The sequence below is a fragment of the Brevibacillus migulae genome, from assembly GCF_004521915.1.
In the GTDB taxonomy this organism is placed as follows: domain Bacteria; phylum Bacillota; class Bacilli; order Brevibacillales; family Brevibacillaceae; genus Brevibacillus_F; species Brevibacillus_F migulae.
On record NZ_SDKD01000007.1, the window covers coordinates 1 to 17,371 of the forward strand.

At 43.9% G+C, this 17,371-nt stretch carries 23 protein-coding genes; 1 reads left to right on the forward strand and 22 read right to left on the reverse strand.

What is annotated here, in order from left to right:
* Nucleotides 1–96 precede the first annotated feature (96 nt).
* The 5 genes from EIZ37_RS09540 to EIZ37_RS09560 all read right to left on the reverse strand — a co-directional run bounded on the left by EIZ37_RS09540 (nucleotide 97) and on the right by EIZ37_RS09560 (nucleotide 2,999).
* Nucleotides 97–552, reverse strand: a complete 456-nt coding sequence (locus tag EIZ37_RS09540; protein WP_134684374.1) for a hypothetical protein — start codon at nucleotides 550–552, stop codon at nucleotides 97–99.
* Between the two features lie 558 nt (nucleotides 553–1,110).
* Nucleotides 1,111–1,392, reverse strand: a complete 282-nt coding sequence (locus tag EIZ37_RS09545) for a hypothetical protein (protein WP_235827940.1) — start codon at nucleotides 1,390–1,392, stop codon at nucleotides 1,111–1,113.
* 212 nt (nucleotides 1,393–1,604) lie between these two features.
* Entirely contained in the window at nucleotides 1,605–1,955 is a 351-nt protein-coding gene (locus EIZ37_RS09550) for a DUF3139 domain-containing protein (protein ID WP_134684376.1), read from the reverse strand.
* A gap of 14 nt (nucleotides 1,956–1,969) precedes the next feature.
* The gene (locus EIZ37_RS09555) at nucleotides 1,970–2,269 is read right to left on the reverse strand and encodes a hypothetical protein (protein ID WP_134684377.1); all 300 of its coding nucleotides are present in this window, start codon (nucleotides 2,267–2,269) and stop codon (nucleotides 1,970–1,972) included.
* Nucleotides 2,270–2,297: 28 nt separating this feature from the next.
* Nucleotides 2,298–2,999, reverse strand: coding sequence for a hypothetical protein (locus EIZ37_RS09560; RefSeq protein WP_134684378.1), 702 nt, complete (start codon nucleotides 2,997–2,999; stop codon nucleotides 2,298–2,300).
* Between the two features lie 678 nt (nucleotides 3,000–3,677).
* Between EIZ37_RS09560 and EIZ37_RS26625 the strand changes: the two genes are divergently transcribed.
* Nucleotides 3,678–3,869, forward strand: a complete 192-nt coding sequence (locus EIZ37_RS26625; protein WP_328591351.1) for a hypothetical protein — start codon at nucleotides 3,678–3,680, stop codon at nucleotides 3,867–3,869.
* 473 nt (nucleotides 3,870–4,342) lie between these two features.
* Here EIZ37_RS26625 and EIZ37_RS09570 read toward each other — a convergent pair whose 3' ends face one another.
* From EIZ37_RS09570 to trmD, 17 genes are all read right to left on the reverse strand, one after another.
* Nucleotides 4,343–4,690 (reverse strand): hypothetical protein, encoded by a 348-nt coding sequence (locus EIZ37_RS09570; RefSeq protein ID WP_134684379.1) that lies wholly within the window; start codon nucleotides 4,688–4,690, stop codon nucleotides 4,343–4,345.
* Nucleotides 4,691–4,817: 127 nt separating this feature from the next.
* Nucleotides 4,818–5,147 (reverse strand): low molecular weight protein tyrosine phosphatase family protein, encoded by a 330-nt coding sequence (locus EIZ37_RS09575; RefSeq protein WP_134684380.1) that lies wholly within the window; start codon nucleotides 5,145–5,147, stop codon nucleotides 4,818–4,820.
* A gap of 42 nt (nucleotides 5,148–5,189) precedes the next feature.
* Nucleotides 5,190–5,828, reverse strand: a complete 639-nt coding sequence (locus tag EIZ37_RS09580) for a hypothetical protein (RefSeq protein ID WP_134684381.1) — start codon at nucleotides 5,826–5,828, stop codon at nucleotides 5,190–5,192.
* Nucleotide 5,829: 1 nt separating this feature from the next.
* Complete coding sequence (locus tag EIZ37_RS09585) at nucleotides 5,830–6,396, reverse strand: RNA 2'-phosphotransferase (RefSeq protein ID WP_134684382.1); 567 nt, start codon at nucleotides 6,394–6,396, stop codon at nucleotides 5,830–5,832.
* Between the two features lie 55 nt (nucleotides 6,397–6,451).
* A complete protein-coding gene (locus EIZ37_RS09590; protein WP_134684383.1) occupies nucleotides 6,452–7,006 on the reverse strand; it encodes a YdcF family protein in 555 nt (184 codons plus the stop codon).
* 416 nt (nucleotides 7,007–7,422) lie between these two features.
* A complete protein-coding gene (locus EIZ37_RS09595) occupies nucleotides 7,423–8,028 on the reverse strand; it encodes a DUF4241 domain-containing protein (RefSeq protein ID WP_134684384.1) in 606 nt (201 codons plus the stop codon).
* Between the two features lie 58 nt (nucleotides 8,029–8,086).
* Nucleotides 8,087–8,947 (reverse strand): YwqG family protein, encoded by an 861-nt coding sequence (locus tag EIZ37_RS09600; protein ID WP_205683814.1) that lies wholly within the window; start codon nucleotides 8,945–8,947, stop codon nucleotides 8,087–8,089.
* A gap of 291 nt (nucleotides 8,948–9,238) precedes the next feature.
* On the reverse strand, nucleotides 9,239–10,177 hold the full coding sequence (locus EIZ37_RS09605; protein ID WP_134684386.1) for a hypothetical protein: 939 nt from the start codon (nucleotides 10,175–10,177) through the stop codon (nucleotides 9,239–9,241).
* Nucleotides 10,178–10,211: 34 nt separating this feature from the next.
* Nucleotides 10,212–10,613 carry a hypothetical protein gene (locus tag EIZ37_RS09610; protein ID WP_134684387.1) on the reverse strand — a complete coding sequence of 134 codons (402 nt, stop codon included), beginning with the start codon at nucleotides 10,611–10,613 and terminating at the stop codon, nucleotides 10,212–10,214.
* A gap of 320 nt (nucleotides 10,614–10,933) precedes the next feature.
* On the reverse strand, nucleotides 10,934–11,293 hold the full coding sequence (locus tag EIZ37_RS09615; RefSeq protein ID WP_134684388.1) for a YraN family protein: 360 nt from the start codon (nucleotides 11,291–11,293) through the stop codon (nucleotides 10,934–10,936).
* Nucleotides 11,293–11,586 carry an EscU/YscU/HrcU family type III secretion system export apparatus switch protein gene (locus EIZ37_RS09620; protein WP_134684389.1) on the reverse strand — a complete coding sequence of 98 codons (294 nt, stop codon included), beginning with the start codon at nucleotides 11,584–11,586 and terminating at the stop codon, nucleotides 11,293–11,295. The genes EIZ37_RS09615 and EIZ37_RS09620 overlap by 1 nt, the downstream gene beginning before the upstream one ends.
* Nucleotides 11,583–13,607, reverse strand: a complete 2,025-nt coding sequence (locus EIZ37_RS09625) for a hypothetical protein (RefSeq protein WP_134684390.1) — start codon at nucleotides 13,605–13,607, stop codon at nucleotides 11,583–11,585. Before EIZ37_RS09625 ends, EIZ37_RS09620 begins: the two co-directional genes overlap by 4 nt.
* 27 nt (nucleotides 13,608–13,634) lie before the next feature.
* On the reverse strand, nucleotides 13,635–14,411 hold the full coding sequence (locus EIZ37_RS09630; protein WP_134684391.1) for a ribonuclease HII: 777 nt from the start codon (nucleotides 14,409–14,411) through the stop codon (nucleotides 13,635–13,637).
* A 71-nt stretch (nucleotides 14,412–14,482) separates the two neighbouring features.
* Nucleotides 14,483–15,382: a ribosome biogenesis GTPase YlqF gene (gene ylqF, locus EIZ37_RS09635; RefSeq protein WP_134684392.1), complete on the reverse strand. Its 900-nt coding sequence runs from the start codon at nucleotides 15,380–15,382 to the stop codon at nucleotides 14,483–14,485.
* Nucleotides 15,383–15,400: 18 nt separating this feature from the next.
* Nucleotides 15,401–15,958 carry a signal peptidase I gene (gene lepB / locus EIZ37_RS09640; RefSeq protein ID WP_134684393.1) on the reverse strand — a complete coding sequence of 186 codons (558 nt, stop codon included), beginning with the start codon at nucleotides 15,956–15,958 and terminating at the stop codon, nucleotides 15,401–15,403.
* 166 nt (nucleotides 15,959–16,124) lie between these two features.
* Nucleotides 16,125–16,472: a 50S ribosomal protein L19 gene (rplS, locus tag EIZ37_RS09645; protein ID WP_134684589.1), complete on the reverse strand. Its 348-nt coding sequence runs from the start codon at nucleotides 16,470–16,472 to the stop codon at nucleotides 16,125–16,127.
* Nucleotides 16,473–16,637: 165 nt separating this feature from the next.
* On the reverse strand, nucleotides 16,638–17,369 hold the full coding sequence (gene trmD, locus EIZ37_RS09650; RefSeq protein ID WP_134684590.1) for a tRNA (guanosine(37)-N1)-methyltransferase TrmD: 732 nt from the start codon (nucleotides 17,367–17,369) through the stop codon (nucleotides 16,638–16,640).
* Between the last annotated feature and the right edge of the window lie 2 nt (nucleotides 17,370–17,371).

The following is a 17,371-nucleotide window of genomic DNA, read 5'->3' on the forward strand; positions in this document are numbered from 1 at the left end:
TAGAGGTTGAGAGTTTACACAGAATATTTTACAGACTCGAGCTTTGCTCCCTCTTTTACTATTATGCACTTACTTTAAAACCAAGTTAAAATTAATCTACTTTATAAGTACAATTTTCTGATCTGTTACAACAAAGTTAATATACTTTTCTTGACCATACGGATCATATATACCTGAAATAAAAATCCTATACTCTCCAGGTTCTAAAGCTGTAAAAGTATATCCTACAGTTTTCTTTTCTCCAACCTTTAGTTTCTCATTTATAAGTTCGTGAGTTTCCTGGAGTTGGAAACGTTCAGATTTAAATTTTAGGAGCTCAGCCGTTATTTTAACATTTGTATTTAACTCAATGTTAGTGTGAACTGAAGTAGTTAAAGTTACCTCTCCTAATTGATTATTAATACTGCTATTAGAAACTTCGGCTTTCACTACAATTGGAAATGGAGAAGGTGGGGAAGGCGGAGGCGGTGAGGAGCCACCTTTGCTAGTACTACATGAGCAAAGTAAAAATAATAACTGAAAGACTATAAGTAATACTGATATCTTACGCAAGTTTAGGCCTCCATTTTTCTTATTGTTCCCAATAAATGATGGATGAGTTTATTGTTGAAAAAAGCAGCCGATATATTTATAATCGGCTGCCTCCTCGATGTTATTATGTTATCCTTTATCGAATCAAAAATCGTCAGAAGTATATACTCGGTTACAATTTGGACACTTCAAAAAAAATGTAACTTTGTATTTTTTCCCGTATGAATAATCGCCACTCATGTTTGTCCAACCTTCACCAAGATATTCTTTCTCGGTTATTCGCTTTAACTGGACATTACAATCCTTACATTTATGTTTTTTGAAGAAATAATCTTTTATTTGATCAGTAGTGAATTCCGCTTCGTAATTTTTATTATTGCCATATCTAGACCCTATAAAGCCGAAAATAAGAAAGAATCCTATAACAAGTACTACTACTATATCTGCGAAATCGATATCGAACATTTCATCACCGTCTAATTGTTTTACTCTTATACTACCATTTCTTGCTATTGATTAATTCTATAAGTGAAAAAGAGGTTTTCGATCGGCTTATTCCTGCTTCCTTCTTAGGAGCCATTAATCAAAAAAACCTGGCTCATACAAGTACTCATATTCATCTGTTATATCATCAGCACGCGCAAATACATATCTAAAACCATCTTCAACGATTAGATCTTCAATTACAGCCTCTATTCTTTCACGACTCACCTCGTCAATAAGGATCAAGTCAGTCGTCCAAAAATATGTTCCGGACAAATTTTCACCTGTTTCCTGGTATCGTCTGCGAATTTTCTCAATATTTTTATAGGTAAAAAAGGAAGCTACCCATTTAGAACGATTAGAAAAAGTCACAATCACATCAGTATTTTCATTTGTAAGATCAAATTTCTCAAAATCATCAGACTGCTCGATGTTTATCCAGACATCGCGTTTTAACCCTTATAACTCTTCCATAAAGATTAACCTCCAATGTTATCCATTCCGTTTTTACTTACCATACACCCTAGTAGTTAGCGATGCCGGTACCTTATACCACAATCCCCAAAATAAGTTTTAAATGTAAAACCTCTTCACCCTAAAGGAACATAGTGCTTCAAATCATCTTTAGTAAGTCCTTTCCTTTTAGCCTCATCTTTAATGGTATAACTAAACTGCAAAACCCTATTGTGAGCAAAGTAAGTATATTCAACATCGGGCTCATCAGTAAAAACTACCACCGCGTAAAAAGCAGGTAGTTTGATTCCCCAAACACCCTCCACCGATTTTATATCTTCTTTCTTGTATCCTTTTACATCCAATAGATAATTTTTGACACGTTGAGCATATATCATTTTGTTTATTCCAATATACAGAAACGGAGTAACCACAAGTCCTAGTAAAATTATAGAGACAATCAAAGTCCTCAACTTTCTCTTCTTCATGATTTTCCTTTCGATTACGGTCCAGAACCTGACCCTGTAACGTAATACATCCCCAAACGATTTTTCTTTACATAAAAGATAAAGGTGTCATTACCAGTTATTCGATCTCTAATGCCATCAGTAAGAAACAATTGACCTTTTGAAGGATCATTTAGTCTATCTCGCTCTATCTTTACTGTTATACAATCAATAGGATGACCCATAAAGAATATTGCGCGACGAATAGCAAACTCCTCATCAAAGAAAGAAAGGAACAGAAACAAAAATGATAGGACTATTCCGGGCATGATAACTCTTTTGGTCATTCGACTCACAGTTTATCTTCCTTTCTTATCTTATAAATTAGTAAGATTTTAACACCTTTAATAATTTTTCTATATGATTTTGGTCAGAATATGAGCGATCTAATGATAAAAAAGAAATCAAAGTGATTGGTCTTTTTGCTTTAGCTGCTGCCAACATTTTGTGGTGACCATCTAACAAGTAATGTGACATTTCCCAACGTTCAACATAAATAAAATCATTTTGTGGATATTTGATATCTAGGAAAGAAATCGCTAATGCGGTAGGCACTAAACCCATTTCTAACTCTTTCATGTAGTCATTTACAGTAGACTCATCAAGCGTTTCCCCTTTTTGAAAGGGCACGATGTATTCGACTATTTTTTTTGAGAATCCTATTTCTCTTGATCCAATCCTATAGTATTCTCCTCTAACGTTAGATTGTTTTTTAAATCGGGGATATACTTTTAGCAATAACACAGAAAAGCGGCCATTAGGAAAGATGGCTGTTAATTCTGTAACTAAGCTGTCGCTAATATTACTTTCACCCTGGTTCAAAAGATTTGATATGGAATATGAATTGCATTTGGGCTCCCCTAATATTTCAAATAAAAAGAGACATGTTTCGCAAAAAATTCCTGTACTTGCAATTTTATGACCATCAATGGTTAGATATCTTTGATAATAATCTGCTTCTGAAATTCCAAGTGATGAAGATGATGATGAGATATTAATTGATTTACTGAGAAGTAATTTACTCACTTAGATCCATTCCCCTTAATCCTGTTTCTCTCCTCGATTTGGTGAAAACTTCAGTTCTTGATTCCGCGATTTCTTTCCCGAATACCACCAACAATTGTTAGGGCTGCGCTAAATATTAAGAGTAGTGACCGTGGAAGATCCCTGTCCTGCTCCAGGACAAAATTTGCATTTTCCATAATCAACCACCAAAGTAGATATAAACAATACCAAATTAATGAAAAAACAAGCCAAGACTTTCTCCATAAGAGCAAGGGTAATAATATCGGGAGGATAACAATTACAGCAAAAACCACAGGCAAAAGAAGAATGAAAAAGAATGCCATTGCTTCGACTTTGTCTCTATATTCCCCCAACAGCAAACCACTCCCAATAAACTCTTTTGATTCCAGAAATTATACATTGTTTTGTGAATGGAAAAAAGTCTCAAAAATCGGCACTAAATTAGAACGTACGTTCCCTTTGTGATATAATGAAAAAGCCCTACTCTCCATCCCCTCTTGAGATCCTGGTAACTCATTTTTATATATGTTTAGGAATTTAATTACCTGAGGAACTGGACGAACATCGTATTGCAAAGGTACTAGCCACTTATCTTTTCTACAAAGAATTACTGTCCATTGCCTATGAACTCGTACGATTTTTAAAAGCATTACAATTGATAAAAGACTTCCGTTTAAGATGCAAAAGGAGCATTTTTTTCATGAACTGTGCCATATCCTACGTCATGCTGAACGGCAGCGCATGGCCAGAAGCATTTCGGAAGTGCAAGAATGGGTTGCGAGGTATTTTCCCTGTTATGCCACCTTGCCGTTGCACCTAATAACAAAGTATAACTTTAAAGGAATCATGGACTGTGGACTTGCTATCTGAAGATTTTATGGTCACTCCTGATTATTGCAGATTAAACATAGAACCAAATGGCTTATCCACGTAAATGAATTTAATGGATGTTTGTGGGGTGAAATATCAAAAGTTTGCAGCTTATGTCCGTGTAAGCTCGCATGACCAAGCGGAGCGCAGAAAGATTGAGAAATTGTTAGATTTGAAAGGATACACGCTGATCTTCTTCAACTTGAAGTCGTTAAATGATACTACTCTTTGGTACGGTACAAATCGTTCAGATCGAACAGGTAAATGGCTGCGCGGAATCGTAACTTCAGTGTATAGATGAACGCTGAGGGATTCTTATAGGTAAATGAGGATCCACTCCTCCACTTTGATATGAGTAGTTCATATGATCTTTCATTGTAGATGTAGAGGCTTGGACGAAGGCACAGCTAGTCTAACGAGGTAATGAGATCGAAGCCATGCGTAATCCAAAGAATCGTTACTTATTATGTGGTCTAATCAAGTATCAGTGTTGTGAGTATAAAACTGATCTGTTGATCATTGGAGGAAACATAGACCACTATTTTTTCACCCGCATCATTAACCCCATGAATGACATAATATACGGGTGTCTTCTCCTTTCCTTCTTCAGGAATAAGCTGAATTTCTTTTTCATCAAGATGCCTAAGCTCGCTACTTTTAATCTCTTTTACACCGTATTCATTGGACGCTATCGCTTTTGCTTCTTCTAAAGTGACCATCGCGCCAACTGGTTCAGGAGTACAACCAATAAGTAGACTTAAGTAAACTGCTGCAAATAACAACGGGAGCCATCTTAGGTAGTTGTTTCTGATAATCTTCATAACTCACCACCCCGTTACATCTAAGAAATTATCCTTGTGCCGTTTTACAATCTCTTACTTGTAAGTGTGAATCCTATCTTATAAATAAAACCTCTGTTCCCCGAAACTTTTTCACTATTTTAACTCCTTACCGTGGAACTTCGATATATTCGGATACCCTATTCTTTAAAAGTTCAATGAGGTCTTCGTCCATGTAACGATAATCGTCAGGTATATCCAAATTAAGAATCGTTTTACCCACTAGCAGCGGCCCGAATTTATCCTTTAAACGTCTAGCATGCTTCTTTTCCATCACAAAAATAATGTCGGCCCATCCGATATGCCCGTTTGTTACTTTCACCCTGGCCCCGTCTTCAGTTCCCGCAGATCTTGCGTCATAACCATTGAATCTATGGAATACTTTCTCAGCCCTGGGGCTGCGCCATTTATTTTTGCTGCAAATAAATAAGAGTTTCATTTGACCACATCTCCAACGTACTACTCTATTCAATTCAATTTTTTAGTAAAGTGTTTTTCTTAAGTCGATTAACTTATATTCATCCGGGTTAACTTTTTTCCCAAATTCTACGGTTGAACTTACAAACGTGCAGTTCTTCATACACCCATAATACTTCATTAAAATGTCGTGCTCGGTATAAATTCTTTCTCGTCTGGCAGATGCTGAAAAATCTAATTTACCGTTTATTCTTACCCTGATCCCGCTGCCTTTTTTAAGTTCGGCAAGCTTAAAGTTATCTCTTTTGGGGATACCGACTCCAAAAAGACTATAATTTAGATGAACCTCGAATGTTTCTTTTTGAAAAAACCTGAGGATTTCATAAGGAGCTGCACCATTCTTCAAAGTTAGATAATGACGTTGACCCTGTTTTTTCAGTAAATGGCTTTCAGCAGTTGCGTCATTGACTAGATAATCAGCAAGTACGATCAAGTCACTTTGTTCAACTTGCTTATGTTCAAAGTCACAAGCCGGAATAATTAAATCATTTTCGGTAACGATCCCAGAAGATGATTCAATCATCTGCGGCCAATCGGAAATAATGGATTCTCTATTTTGAAATCCACGATCATTTTTTGTATAGGAAACTTTCTTGTAACAAACTTGTAAAACGTGCTTCTCATTTTTAAATGAGATTTCCATGTTACGATACCGTCCTAGATTCGTCATCGTTGATCATAGAAATATACCGCCTATCCACCCTATCCGCCAACCAAACCATTTCATTCCCGTGATAAAATTCCACACCTTCACTCCAGGCCAGCTTTGCATCAATCTTCAAGATCACGGGATGTTCATCCCTCCTTTTCCCAACTTGCTTTGCTGTTGCCATCTCCTCTGAAAGATGGACATACTGTCTTCCTTTTGGCAACAAACCATTTTTCATGATGGCATCAATAAACCTCGTCGCTGTCCCGTGATACAGAATATCAGGTGGTGTTTTCACCTCTTTCCTGATTTTTTGAGGAACAGAATGACCGTAAAGCGCTCGAATCTTACCGTTATGGATTTCATGGCGTTTCTTATCTGAACGAGAAATCATTTCATGAAGATCTTCCTCAGTTACTTGTGACCACAAAGGCACTTCCTGCAAAGCCTGTAACAGTTGCGCCATGCTTACCCATCCTTGATCATCCAGTTCTAGCTCATATTCATGTGGAGCATGCCTCAGAGCGTATGAAACTTCTTTGCTTAATTTTTGATAATCCATTTTCGGCCATCCTTTTCTCTTATTCAGATTTTCTTAGCAAATCATAGGCATGTCCCTATTCGCTCATGTGAAACAAGTACTTGTAATAAGCAAAAAACTCCCGAAAGAGCGAATAACAATCCCGCCATTCAAAATAATCCGCATGTGCCGAATAGACGGAATCATACCCAACCTGATGGAACGCCAATTTGGTCCGACTGATATGATAAAACTGGGTGATCACTATGACCGATTGAAGCCCCATTGCGTCCATCATTTTTCGGGAGTTCTGTGCGGTGGCTCTCGTATTTACTCCCTCGCTGTCTACCATGATCCTGTCAGCAGGTATTCCTTTTTGGACTAAATAACTCTTCATCACCTTTGCCTCGTCATAGCCTTCAATCCCGATTCCGCCACTTACCAGAATGTATGACAGGTATCCATCGCGATAAAGCTCCACTGCCTTCTCCAATCGAGATTTCAATCTGTCTGAAGGCGTTCCATCCTGTTCAACTTTGTTGCCTAACACTACACCGACATCAGCATGATGTATTTCGTCGTTCAACCCGTCTATGGTCACTACCAGTACATGGAGGAGGAACCACGTAAGCAGAACGTACAAAACTCTCATTATTCCCTTTTGCATGAACAACGATATGTCCCTTCCTCCATTTTGAGTTTCCTTCCCATTATTTCCTTTGGTCACTCCCATCATGAATGCAGCAAATCGTTTAGACTTCGTTTGATTGTCTATTCCATAGAACTTGGTCATAGAAATCTACACACAACCCTTGATGCTTTCCCGTAAACGCATCCAGATGCATGTGGGCATTGCCTCCATGGGCGAGAAAAGATCCGGCACCGTACCTTGAAAGTGGTTCAAAAAAGCCTGAAGAATATTCATTATGTAGATCGAATATGTTTTACCTTTTAAAGCTACTTCATTTTGCACATAATGTATCTTCACTGTCAAAATCCACCTTTTCCAGGGAACGCCACTTGCCTGTATTAATACTAAACTCCGCTGCATCAAGCGTTGAATCTTCACTATAACGTAAGAAAATACGTGACAAGGGAAACGATACTTCCCTTTTCGTCAAACCCCCAGTACGATGCATAAAAGCCATCGCCAAAACCAGACCGAAACATGATGACATTCATCTCGGGGTCCTTTGAAACGTTAACATTACACCATTCATCCCCATTTTCCGTCAGCAGCTCATCGATAAGATTGTCATACAAGCTAATAAAATCATCACCGAGTTCCCGACTCATCTGGTCTTCCAGCTCATTCAGCTTTTTGATAGCCTCAACATCTGCAAAACAGCCCAATCCTGTATCGACCGGATAGCCGAATATATACCCTTCTTGCAGTTCCTCGACTTTTTGTCCATGCTTTACAGCCATTTCCCAACGAATCGGACGCGCCTCCGCCAGTTTCAGTTCAGCAGCTGCTATGCATGTTTCATCGTCGTTCCACCACGCTATGACTGGGTATGTGCCTCTTGAAATTGTACGTTCGAACGGCTCAGTATGAGGTATCAACGGGTCGCAAGCTACAATCTGGCCCGATACAATCTGTATCGATCCGAGTGGCTGTGGACGAAGTGACGTAGTCGAAGGTTGGGTTAATGCGGTCAACAGTGTAGACATGATTTTCCCTCATTTCATAATGTTTGTTCTTCAGCTATTTCAAGTATCGTAGTCGTTATTAACTAGAATAAAGGGAGCAGTAGGTTCGATCAAAATGGCCCCTCTGTAAATCTTCTTTACGAATAAAGAAATGGATGACACCGCAATCCCACCATTGGTAGCCGATCATATCATTACTGTCAATCTCTAGTAACATGATCATGTCACGCAGTTCTTGTTCAACCCGATCTTTATCCCCGGCAAAATGGTCTATGAGCTGCTGCATCCCTTTCTTATAGTCATAGTGTTTGTTCAAAAGAATCATCAGGGCTGCTTCCAGTTCTGCATCATCATGCTGTCCAGTCGGATAACCAAACATGCTTCCCCACGTCGTCTTTTCATCCCCTAACAGATCTAGCCTGGTATCATAATAACGCTCTTCCATTTCATCTGAAGAAAACTGATCAATATCTACATAAGCGTAGTTAGGCAATTCTACAGCTGTACGGGCCGATACGGTGTATGGCTCGAATGTAGTATCATATGCCTCTTCCAATGCAGTACTTTCTTCGGGCTTCCGCAATTTCAAGTTCTCTTTTTGCTCGACATACAACACTTTGTGCTCGATCGCATAAGCCGGCTCATCAAAGCCAACAAAGAAATACAGCATTCCTTTCTCAGGAAGGATTGATTCATTTTGAAAAGGAACAATTTCAGATAGATTCAATTGGGCAACAAGTGTCATCAATGTGCCGTCTTCCGTTCTCGGCCATTCCACATGATCCGGCAAATCCGGGTATCCACCTACTCTTGAGTTGCCGGTTTGTTCATATTTTTCTGGAGAATTGGCATCTAATCTCACCGTATAGCGCAAGTTTTTAAGGAGGTATGCCTCTAGGTCATCCAGTTCATTGTTTTTTAGCCATTTTTTAAGATCCATGATACGTCAGTACTCCTCTCATTAGTGTGTATCTCAACAATTCAATCTTTTCATTTTGGGGTTATCATTTGGGCTTTTGTGCCTTATAAATCTAACAAATATTTACAGATAACAACATCATACTTTTTGCCTATATCGTTAAGAAGTCCTGATTGCAGTAGACCTATCGAAATTTCCGTTTTCTTTTCATAAAGGTGAACGTAATAAGCTCTCATTCGATCTACCTGAGCTGAAGCAAAAAAGGAGATACCTTTATCGTGGCATCTCCTTTCTCATGGACAACGATCCGTTTCAGACCAATTCTTTCAGATCAATCAGATAAAGTATGTATTTATCCAGCAATAGCATGTATCTGCCTCTGCAATAAACTTGGCTTGCTGTGATTGGCGAACCTGCTTGGTCAACAAATACAAGCTCTTTCTTTTTGACAAGTCTCCCTTTATCGGACAACGAAAAAAGCGTATAGACATCACGTTTGCCATAACCTCCACGGAACAGAAACCATTGATCATATACAGCAAATCCATCCGAACCTTGGATCGGGCATTCATAGTTTGCGGTAACGCGAAAGTCTGTTAGCCGCACTAGGTGAAAATCAGAATAGAAGTAAAACCAGGTATCATGATCGTTTGCCGCATTCAAAGCGTAGCAATCTTCAATCGTTCCAGCTTCTCCATCGTAGGCAAACCGTTTTTCTCCGGCCATATTCCAAGCCAACAGACCTGCAGAGCCTACTGGTTTATCCCATCCATAATTACCAAAGACCCCTTCATCAAAATAACTGGTCCAAATCGTCCCATCTGAGTTGACCGCTAGATCTTGGATACCATCCCCTAAGAGGAATTCTCGCTTCAACTCGCCATTAATCGAAAATACCTTTCCATTGCAATCATACGAATCATCCTTGTATTTGTGACTCCGTGCAGAGACGACAAGAAATTCATCATTTCCAGCGGGCTGGACAAAATGATAGTTCCATCTTTGGTTAGGCAACATGAGGGTTTGCGTCTGATATTCTGTCAGGATCGTAATTTTGTACTGATGGTGCTTTTCTGTAGCTGACGGGGGGAACATACCATCGGTTAACTCTGGGGAGTGATCGACTCCCAAGCAGCAAATCTCTTGGTTAGAACCGAGAGAAACGGAAACGATCTGATATCCGGCAAAGAGGCTGTTGAAATCATATTTGTAACGGATCTGCTTTTTTTGCGGTCCAAACAATGAAAACATTAGATCCTCCTTATCTCACTTCAGTCAATGTCGCTTATAAAATCGAGATGGGGTATCTTCTTACATCCACATCCACTTGACCGTTTTCCTCAATCGTAATGATGATCTTACCTCGATAGAGCCCTGTCCTTCCCCCTTCTACATAGCTGGATAAGAAAACAGTGGGCTGTTGCATATCCGGATAGGAAAAGGTTATCGATGATTCACCACCTTCATCTGTAATGTCTATCGTATCTTCATAACGACCTTCATCACCTAAGGTCGGTATCATCATTCGTTTATGAAAATAATCGATATGCGCTCTTTCGATCGTTCCACCACTTTCATTTCGGACAATAATGCGAATATGTGATTCAAGCGAGAAAGAGCTTCCGATGAAGTAAGCGACACCAATTACCATGATCAGGATAAAGAGCCATACATTCTTTCTTTTCATAGTTCCCTCAACCTTTACTTAATTGGGACTCATCTCCTTGCGATTCCAACTGGAGCTGATTTTCGTTTTTTACCTGCTATTCCTGCTTGCCCAATTATAAGACTACATCAGGTTCATTTCGTTTGGTAGTATTTTCCTCAATGCCTTTAATGAAAAAAAATACCCCTCGGAAATTTCCCGAGAGGCCTCAATAAAGATGTTTGGAGGAGTTTCATCGCGTCGAGTACAATACATCATACGCACGCGCACACCTTCCTGATGTAGACGCATCCCCAGTGGGCTGGCCTAATTTATTTCATGAAACTTCCCTGACCGGGGGATTAAAAGGCATACTCGATGTGTGTCAATTCGGCTTGCTTGTTCTTCCCATGTCGCAAGATCGAGACCACATCGAATCGGAATGAGTGCACGCGCTCCGGATACTGACCAAGAAAGGCGAGCGACAGCTGGCGAAGCTTCTGCTGCTTGCGCCAATCCACCGATTCGCTTGGCGTGCCATACAACGTACTGGATCTTGTCCGGACTTCCACAAACACCAGCACATCGTGTTCTTTGGCAATCAGGTCGATTTCGCCGCCTCTGGTCCGCCAATTGCGGGCAATGATCTCGAAGCCTTTTGCTTGCAGCAATTGCGCCGCTTGGTCTTCTCCCCATTTTCCCAGTTCCTTTCGATCTCGCATCACCGTGATCTTCCCGCCTTGTCCAACCGGTATACAAACGCAAGGATTTCCGCTACGACTTGATAAAGTTCAGGAGGAATTTGCTGATTCAAATCCAGCTTGCCCAACACCTCCACGAGGGAAGCGTCCTCCTGAATCGGGATGCGATTGTCCTGGGCTTGCTTGATGATGTTTTCGGCGACCAGACCTTTTCCCTTGGCGGTCACGATCGGCGCTTCCATCGAACCTCCCTGATAGCGGAGTGCGACCGCTTGTTTCCGTTTCTGCTGTGCCGGGCGTTTATCCTCATTCATACGCGAATGTCCACTCCCTTGTAGGCGGACAGCAGACTTGCTTTCGAAGACTGTGCTGGCAAGCTGCCACGAGCCTCGGGAATTGGTTGGACGCGCATGTTGGATAACAGGTAGCCCGTTTCATGCAATTGGGCAGAAAACGTTTCCCGCGCCTGCTGTACAATCGGCTCCAGCCAAGGCTGGTCATTGAAAATTTGCACATTCACAATCCGATTGACGATCGCCACATCGATCATGGTGATCCCCAGCTGCTCCAAATCAAGGTTGAAGAACAGTCGGCAGTTATCAGGGTCCAGGTCTCCCCCTTCCCGCTTCTTCGCTTCCACCTGCACATAGGCGGTATCGTCTCCATCAGGTGTGCGAAAGGGGATCTGCATGACGACCTGGGAGATCGCCTGATTGGGAGGCTGTACCATCATCAGCTGCTGTCCCGTAACCTGCTGCAGCAAGGTGTCCGCCGCATCCCGCAGCGTTCCCGGGATCGAGCCGGCTGGTGCCTGTGATATCTGCAGGAGCATGGACTTGACGTTTTCCAGACGCGCTTGGGTTTGCGGATCTCCCTTGATCACTCCAGCCACGTCTCTTTCGTGCGTAACGCCTAATCGCTGAAACAATTCCTTGATCAGGTCCGCTTTGTTCATCGAGGTATGGCCATTGTTGCTTGTCGTCGACTCTTTTGGAACGTTTCGGGAATCATCCGGCAATCCTAAAACCGGCTTTTCCGCCTGTTCCACTCGATTCGGCGATGATGATAAGGGTACCTCGGGACGAACCGACTCCTGTCCGCCTCTAAGAATCCGTGGTGTTGCTTCCCCGGTTTGATCTATTGCTTTCGCATCGGAACGGTCCGGAATTGCTGCTTCTACCCGTGGCTGTTTTGCGTCTTGCTGGTGATCAGCTCGAACAGAAACGCCTGGCTTTCCATCGTTGGTTGAGATTGGAGGTTGTTTCTCGATAGGCTGGTCGTTGCGATTCGCTTGCAACATCTTAGGCGCAGATGGTTGCTCCTCAGGCAGGCCCCCTGCAGCTTCAGTATGACCACCATCGATGGTATTCGAGAGAGGGTTGGAAGCAGGTGCCGATCCGGATGGCTGTTTTTGATTCGTTTGGCTTGCCAGGACGATATCACCATCTGGGGCTGCCGTGGCAGCATTTGTTACTTTGTTTGACTCACCTGTCGCGGTGGGTTGTGTTTGATTCGTGGAAACGGGTATCGGCATAGTGCCTTGCTTGCCATTGCTCGGTGCCGGATTAGGGACGGTGGGTTGAGCCTGCCTTTCCTTTCCGGTTGCAAGGGCATTTTCACTCTCGGCGGAAGCGCCTGTATCGATCGGCAGTGGCAACGATACCAACTTATCCTTCAACGCTTGCAACGTCTCTTTTAGGGGCACCCCTGCTTGTTGCGACACCGTACCATGAGGAGCGCCTTGTCGGTTGCCTTCCTGCATAAATGCCTCCGCCTCTGCCAGAAACCCATCAACCGCATCGGTTATGGTCTGCTTGGACAGAAAGGCTTGCAAGGATCGGACGACGTCTTGGGTGAGCGGCAGGCTGCGGCGCATCGCCAGCATAAACGCATCGATGGTGGCGTCCCCCGCCCCCAACTCCTTTGCAATCTGCCCAAACGCTTGGAGGATCTCTTTGTTCACCGGCAAATTCTGTTTCACCAAGGCACGCACAATGGCATTGTTTTCCGGTGTGTCGGCCAATCCGAGCGAGCTCATGAGCTGCTGAAACGAGGCATCCTTCGATTCCTGTGGAGCGGCATCCCCCTGCAGAACCTTCAGCGTAACCACGCCGCTGCTAGGCTGCACCTGCAGCCAAGCTTTTTGCCCCGCTTCCAGATTGGTTTCCAGCTTGGCATTCACTTGAATCCCGCCGATTTGCACCGTCGCCATCTGGTCCGGATGCAGCTTCAGCACCGTCCCCTTGAAAATTTGTCCGGGAGTCAATTCGATTTGCTTTGGGGCCTGGACATTGGTTCGATTCAATAATGAGCTTAGTAATTGAGATGTCTGCACCGCAACCTCCCCCTTTCCTCCGATTCTTTATGCCCGCTCCTTCACCCCGCCAAATGTCATGCGGTGTATCGGGGTAGGACCAAAGCGATCCAATGCGAGCAAATGATCCTGTGTGCCATAGCCGGCATTTTTATCGAAGCCGTACTGCGGATATTGCTTGGCGTATTCTACCATCAATCGATCCCGTGTCACTTTCGCCACGATGGAGGCTGCTGCGATCGACACGCTTTTGCCATCTCCTCCGATGATGGGGATCTGCTCATAAGGCAAGCGTGGGAGATGAACAGCGTCGATCAGGCATACATCAGGACGAAGCCCGGCAGCATCGATCGCCTGCCGCATGGCTTCACGGGTTGCTTCCAGTATATTAATTTCGTCGATTCGCTCCGAGCTGACGATCCCGATTCCAACTGCGACGGCATCCCGCATAATCACCTCATAGAAGGCTTCCCTTGTTGACTCCGGAACTTTTTTCGAGTCGTTCAAACCTGCGAGAAAAAAATCAGGAGGCAAACAAACAGCTGCGGCCACAACCGGGCCTGCCAAAGGTCCTCTTCCTACTTCATCAATGCCAAACACATGAAATTTCTGCTGCTGATACAGACTGCGCTCCGTGGTGCTCATCTCCGTCCACATCGCTTGGAGCTTTTTCTGGCGCTCCTTCTTTTGCATCAGCTGGCGATAAATATCCTGCACACCTTTGCGCGTATCTTCTGCTAACCATTGTAGTAAATCTTTAGGTACCTCGTCCAAATTTTCGATATGCTTCCGTATTTCTAATATCGACATCTCCGCGATTTTCATTGACTGTTTCCCCTTGTCTGACTTCCTTATGTAAAAATCCGCCTATACGGCGATAGACGGATCCATGGTCATTATTCACTTTGGGACATGCCGGCTGGCTGGCCGATCGGTGTTTCCATTTCCCAATCTACCGGTCTCTCCAGCGTAATCGGACCCAGCTTTCCTGAGCGCAATTCGCGCAAGAACAGTTCGGCAGCCTTCTCGTAATCAATCCCGCCACGCCCGGCTACACAGCCCCGTTTTTTCGCGATCTCCTCGAGCATTTCTACGCGATCTTCCGGCAAATCGGTCAGCTTGTAGCGCTCCTTCAAGCGCTCTGGATAATAATGCAGCAGATAGGCGATCGCATACAACGATACCTCTACGAAATCGATCAATTCATCCTTGATCGCTCCGCTCGTAGCCAAACGCAGGCCCACCATCTGATCCTCAAATTTCGGCCACAGGATGCCCGGGGTATCGAGCAAATCCAAGCTGTCGCCCATCTTCACCCATTGCTGAGACTTGGTTACTGCCGGACGGTCACCGGTCTGCGCCACGGAACGCTTGGACAGACGGTTGATCAGTGAGGATTTCCCTACGTTGGGGATCCCCAGAATCATCACGCGAACGGCTCTGGCCTGCATCCCCTTCTCTTTTCGCCGATTGAGCATATCGGCGGCCAGCTCTTGGCACATGGCCGGGAGTCGATTCACGCCTTTTCCGCTCAATGCGTCGATCGGCAGCGTGCGAAGGTTGCGCTCTTTAAAATAGTTGACCCATTGCTCCGTTACTTCTGTATCGGCTAAATCGGCTTTGTTCAACAGGATTAAACGTGGCTTTTCCGAAACAATTTCGTCAATCATCGGATTTCGGCTCGATAAAGGAAGTCGTGCGTCCAACAGCTCAATGACAACATCGATTTGCTTTAACTTTTCCGTTACTTGTCGCCGGGCTTTTGCCATATGCCCGGGAAACCATTGGATGTTCATCTACTCACCTTCTTTTGCTTACCGTGTCATCCGTATGCTGTCGAGCGGCCAGAACACAAATTCAGATCGCCCTACCACCTTGTCCAGACTGACCGGACCAATCGAACGGCTGTCACGGCTATTCAAACGGTTATCACCCATCACAAAGATCTGGCCTTCCGGTACGGTAATCGGTCCAAAATCTTCCGTTAGCGGGATTCCTTGTGCTTTTGCTTGTTCTCTATTCTTCTCCAAATATGGTTCTTCTACCGCTTTCCCATTAAGATAAAGCACATCATCTTTCACTTCGACCGTATCACCAGCGACACCAATGACCCGCTTGATGTAATCGCGCTTCGCTTCCGCATGGAACACAATGATATCCCCGCGCTCTGGTTCGCTCAGATATACAATCGCCTTGTTAACCACCAGTTTTTCCGCGTTATGCAGTGTTGTTTCCATCGATTCACCTTCGACGATGAAGGGAGCAAACAAAAAGGTCCGGATCACAAAAGCTAATGCGATGGCAATACCAAGCGCCTTGATCCACTCCCAGGCCTCATTCTTCGCCCGACGTGGGGTTACTTCTTCGCTCATCTTCATTTCCTCCTGCAAACAGCTCTATGTATAAGAAAAGACGTCGGTAAACGCTGATCGTTTCTCCTATATGCTTTCCCGACCCAAGCAAAAATCTTGCTGGATTTGAAAAAAGGAGGTCTGGTAACCAGGCCCCCTTTTTTCTATGAAAAATGGTATCGATTGATTATCGACGAATTTCCTTAATGCGTGCTGCTTTACCTGTGAGGTTACGCAGGTAGTACAGTTTCGCACGGCGTACTTTACCATAACGTACTACTTCGATCTTGTCGAATTTAGGAGAGTGGAGCAAGAATGTACGCTCAACGCCTACACCGTAAGACACTTTACGAACAGTAAAGGTCTCGCTAACACCACCACCGCGACGACGGATTACTACGCCTTCGAACAACTGAATACGCTCACGCTGACCCTCGATAACTCTTACGTGTACACGTACAGTATCACCTGGGCGGAATGCAGGAATATCCTGTCTCATTTGTTCTTTTTCCAATTCACGGATCACTTGGTTCATCATAATTCCCTCCTTCCAATCAGACGTTCTTACCCGTCCCTTGACTTCCTCGGAATATGTACCGATCGTACGGATAGCGGACCGCCTTAGTGAGCGGGCGAAAATGCCACAAGAAGTATATTAACATATTGGACGATCATCTACAAGACTAAAAGTACTGGATGATTACTTTTTTTCTTGTTTGATTTCTTCGAGCAACGTCTTTGCTTCCTTGGACAGCTCCATATTCTCCAACAGATCCGGACGTCGCTCCAGTGTGCGACGCAATGACTCCTTCAACCGCCAGCGTTCGATATTGGCGTGATGGCCAGATAGGAGGATATCCGGGACCTTCCAGCCACGAAATTCGGCAGGGCGGGTGTAATGGGGATATTCCAGTAGGCCAGTCGAATACGAATCCGTTACTGCAGAGGTCTCATTCCCCAAGGCCCCCGGCTGAAGCCGAACGACACTGTCGACCACGACCATCGCCCCGAGTTCGCCTCCTGTGAGAACATAATCCCCAATCGAGATTTCATCCGTCACGAGAAATTGGCGGATTCGCTCATCGTAACCCTCGTAGTGGCCGCAAATGAAAACGAGGTGCTCCTCCTGCGCCAGCTCCTCCGCTATTTTTTGATTATAGCGCTTTCCCTGTGGACACATCAGGATCACACGCGGCTTTTTCTCAGCCGAAAGGGATTCTACTGCCCGAAAGAGCGGTTCTGGTTTTAACACCATGCCTCCGCCTCCGCCATACGGAGTATCATCTACCGTACCATGCTTGCTCTCCGAAAAGTCACGAAAATTGGTGACATGGTATTCCACCAGCCCTTTTTCCTGTGCCTTCCCCAGAATGCTCGACTCCAGCACACCAGTAAACATCTCCGGGAACAGCGTTAGAATATCAATGCGCAGCA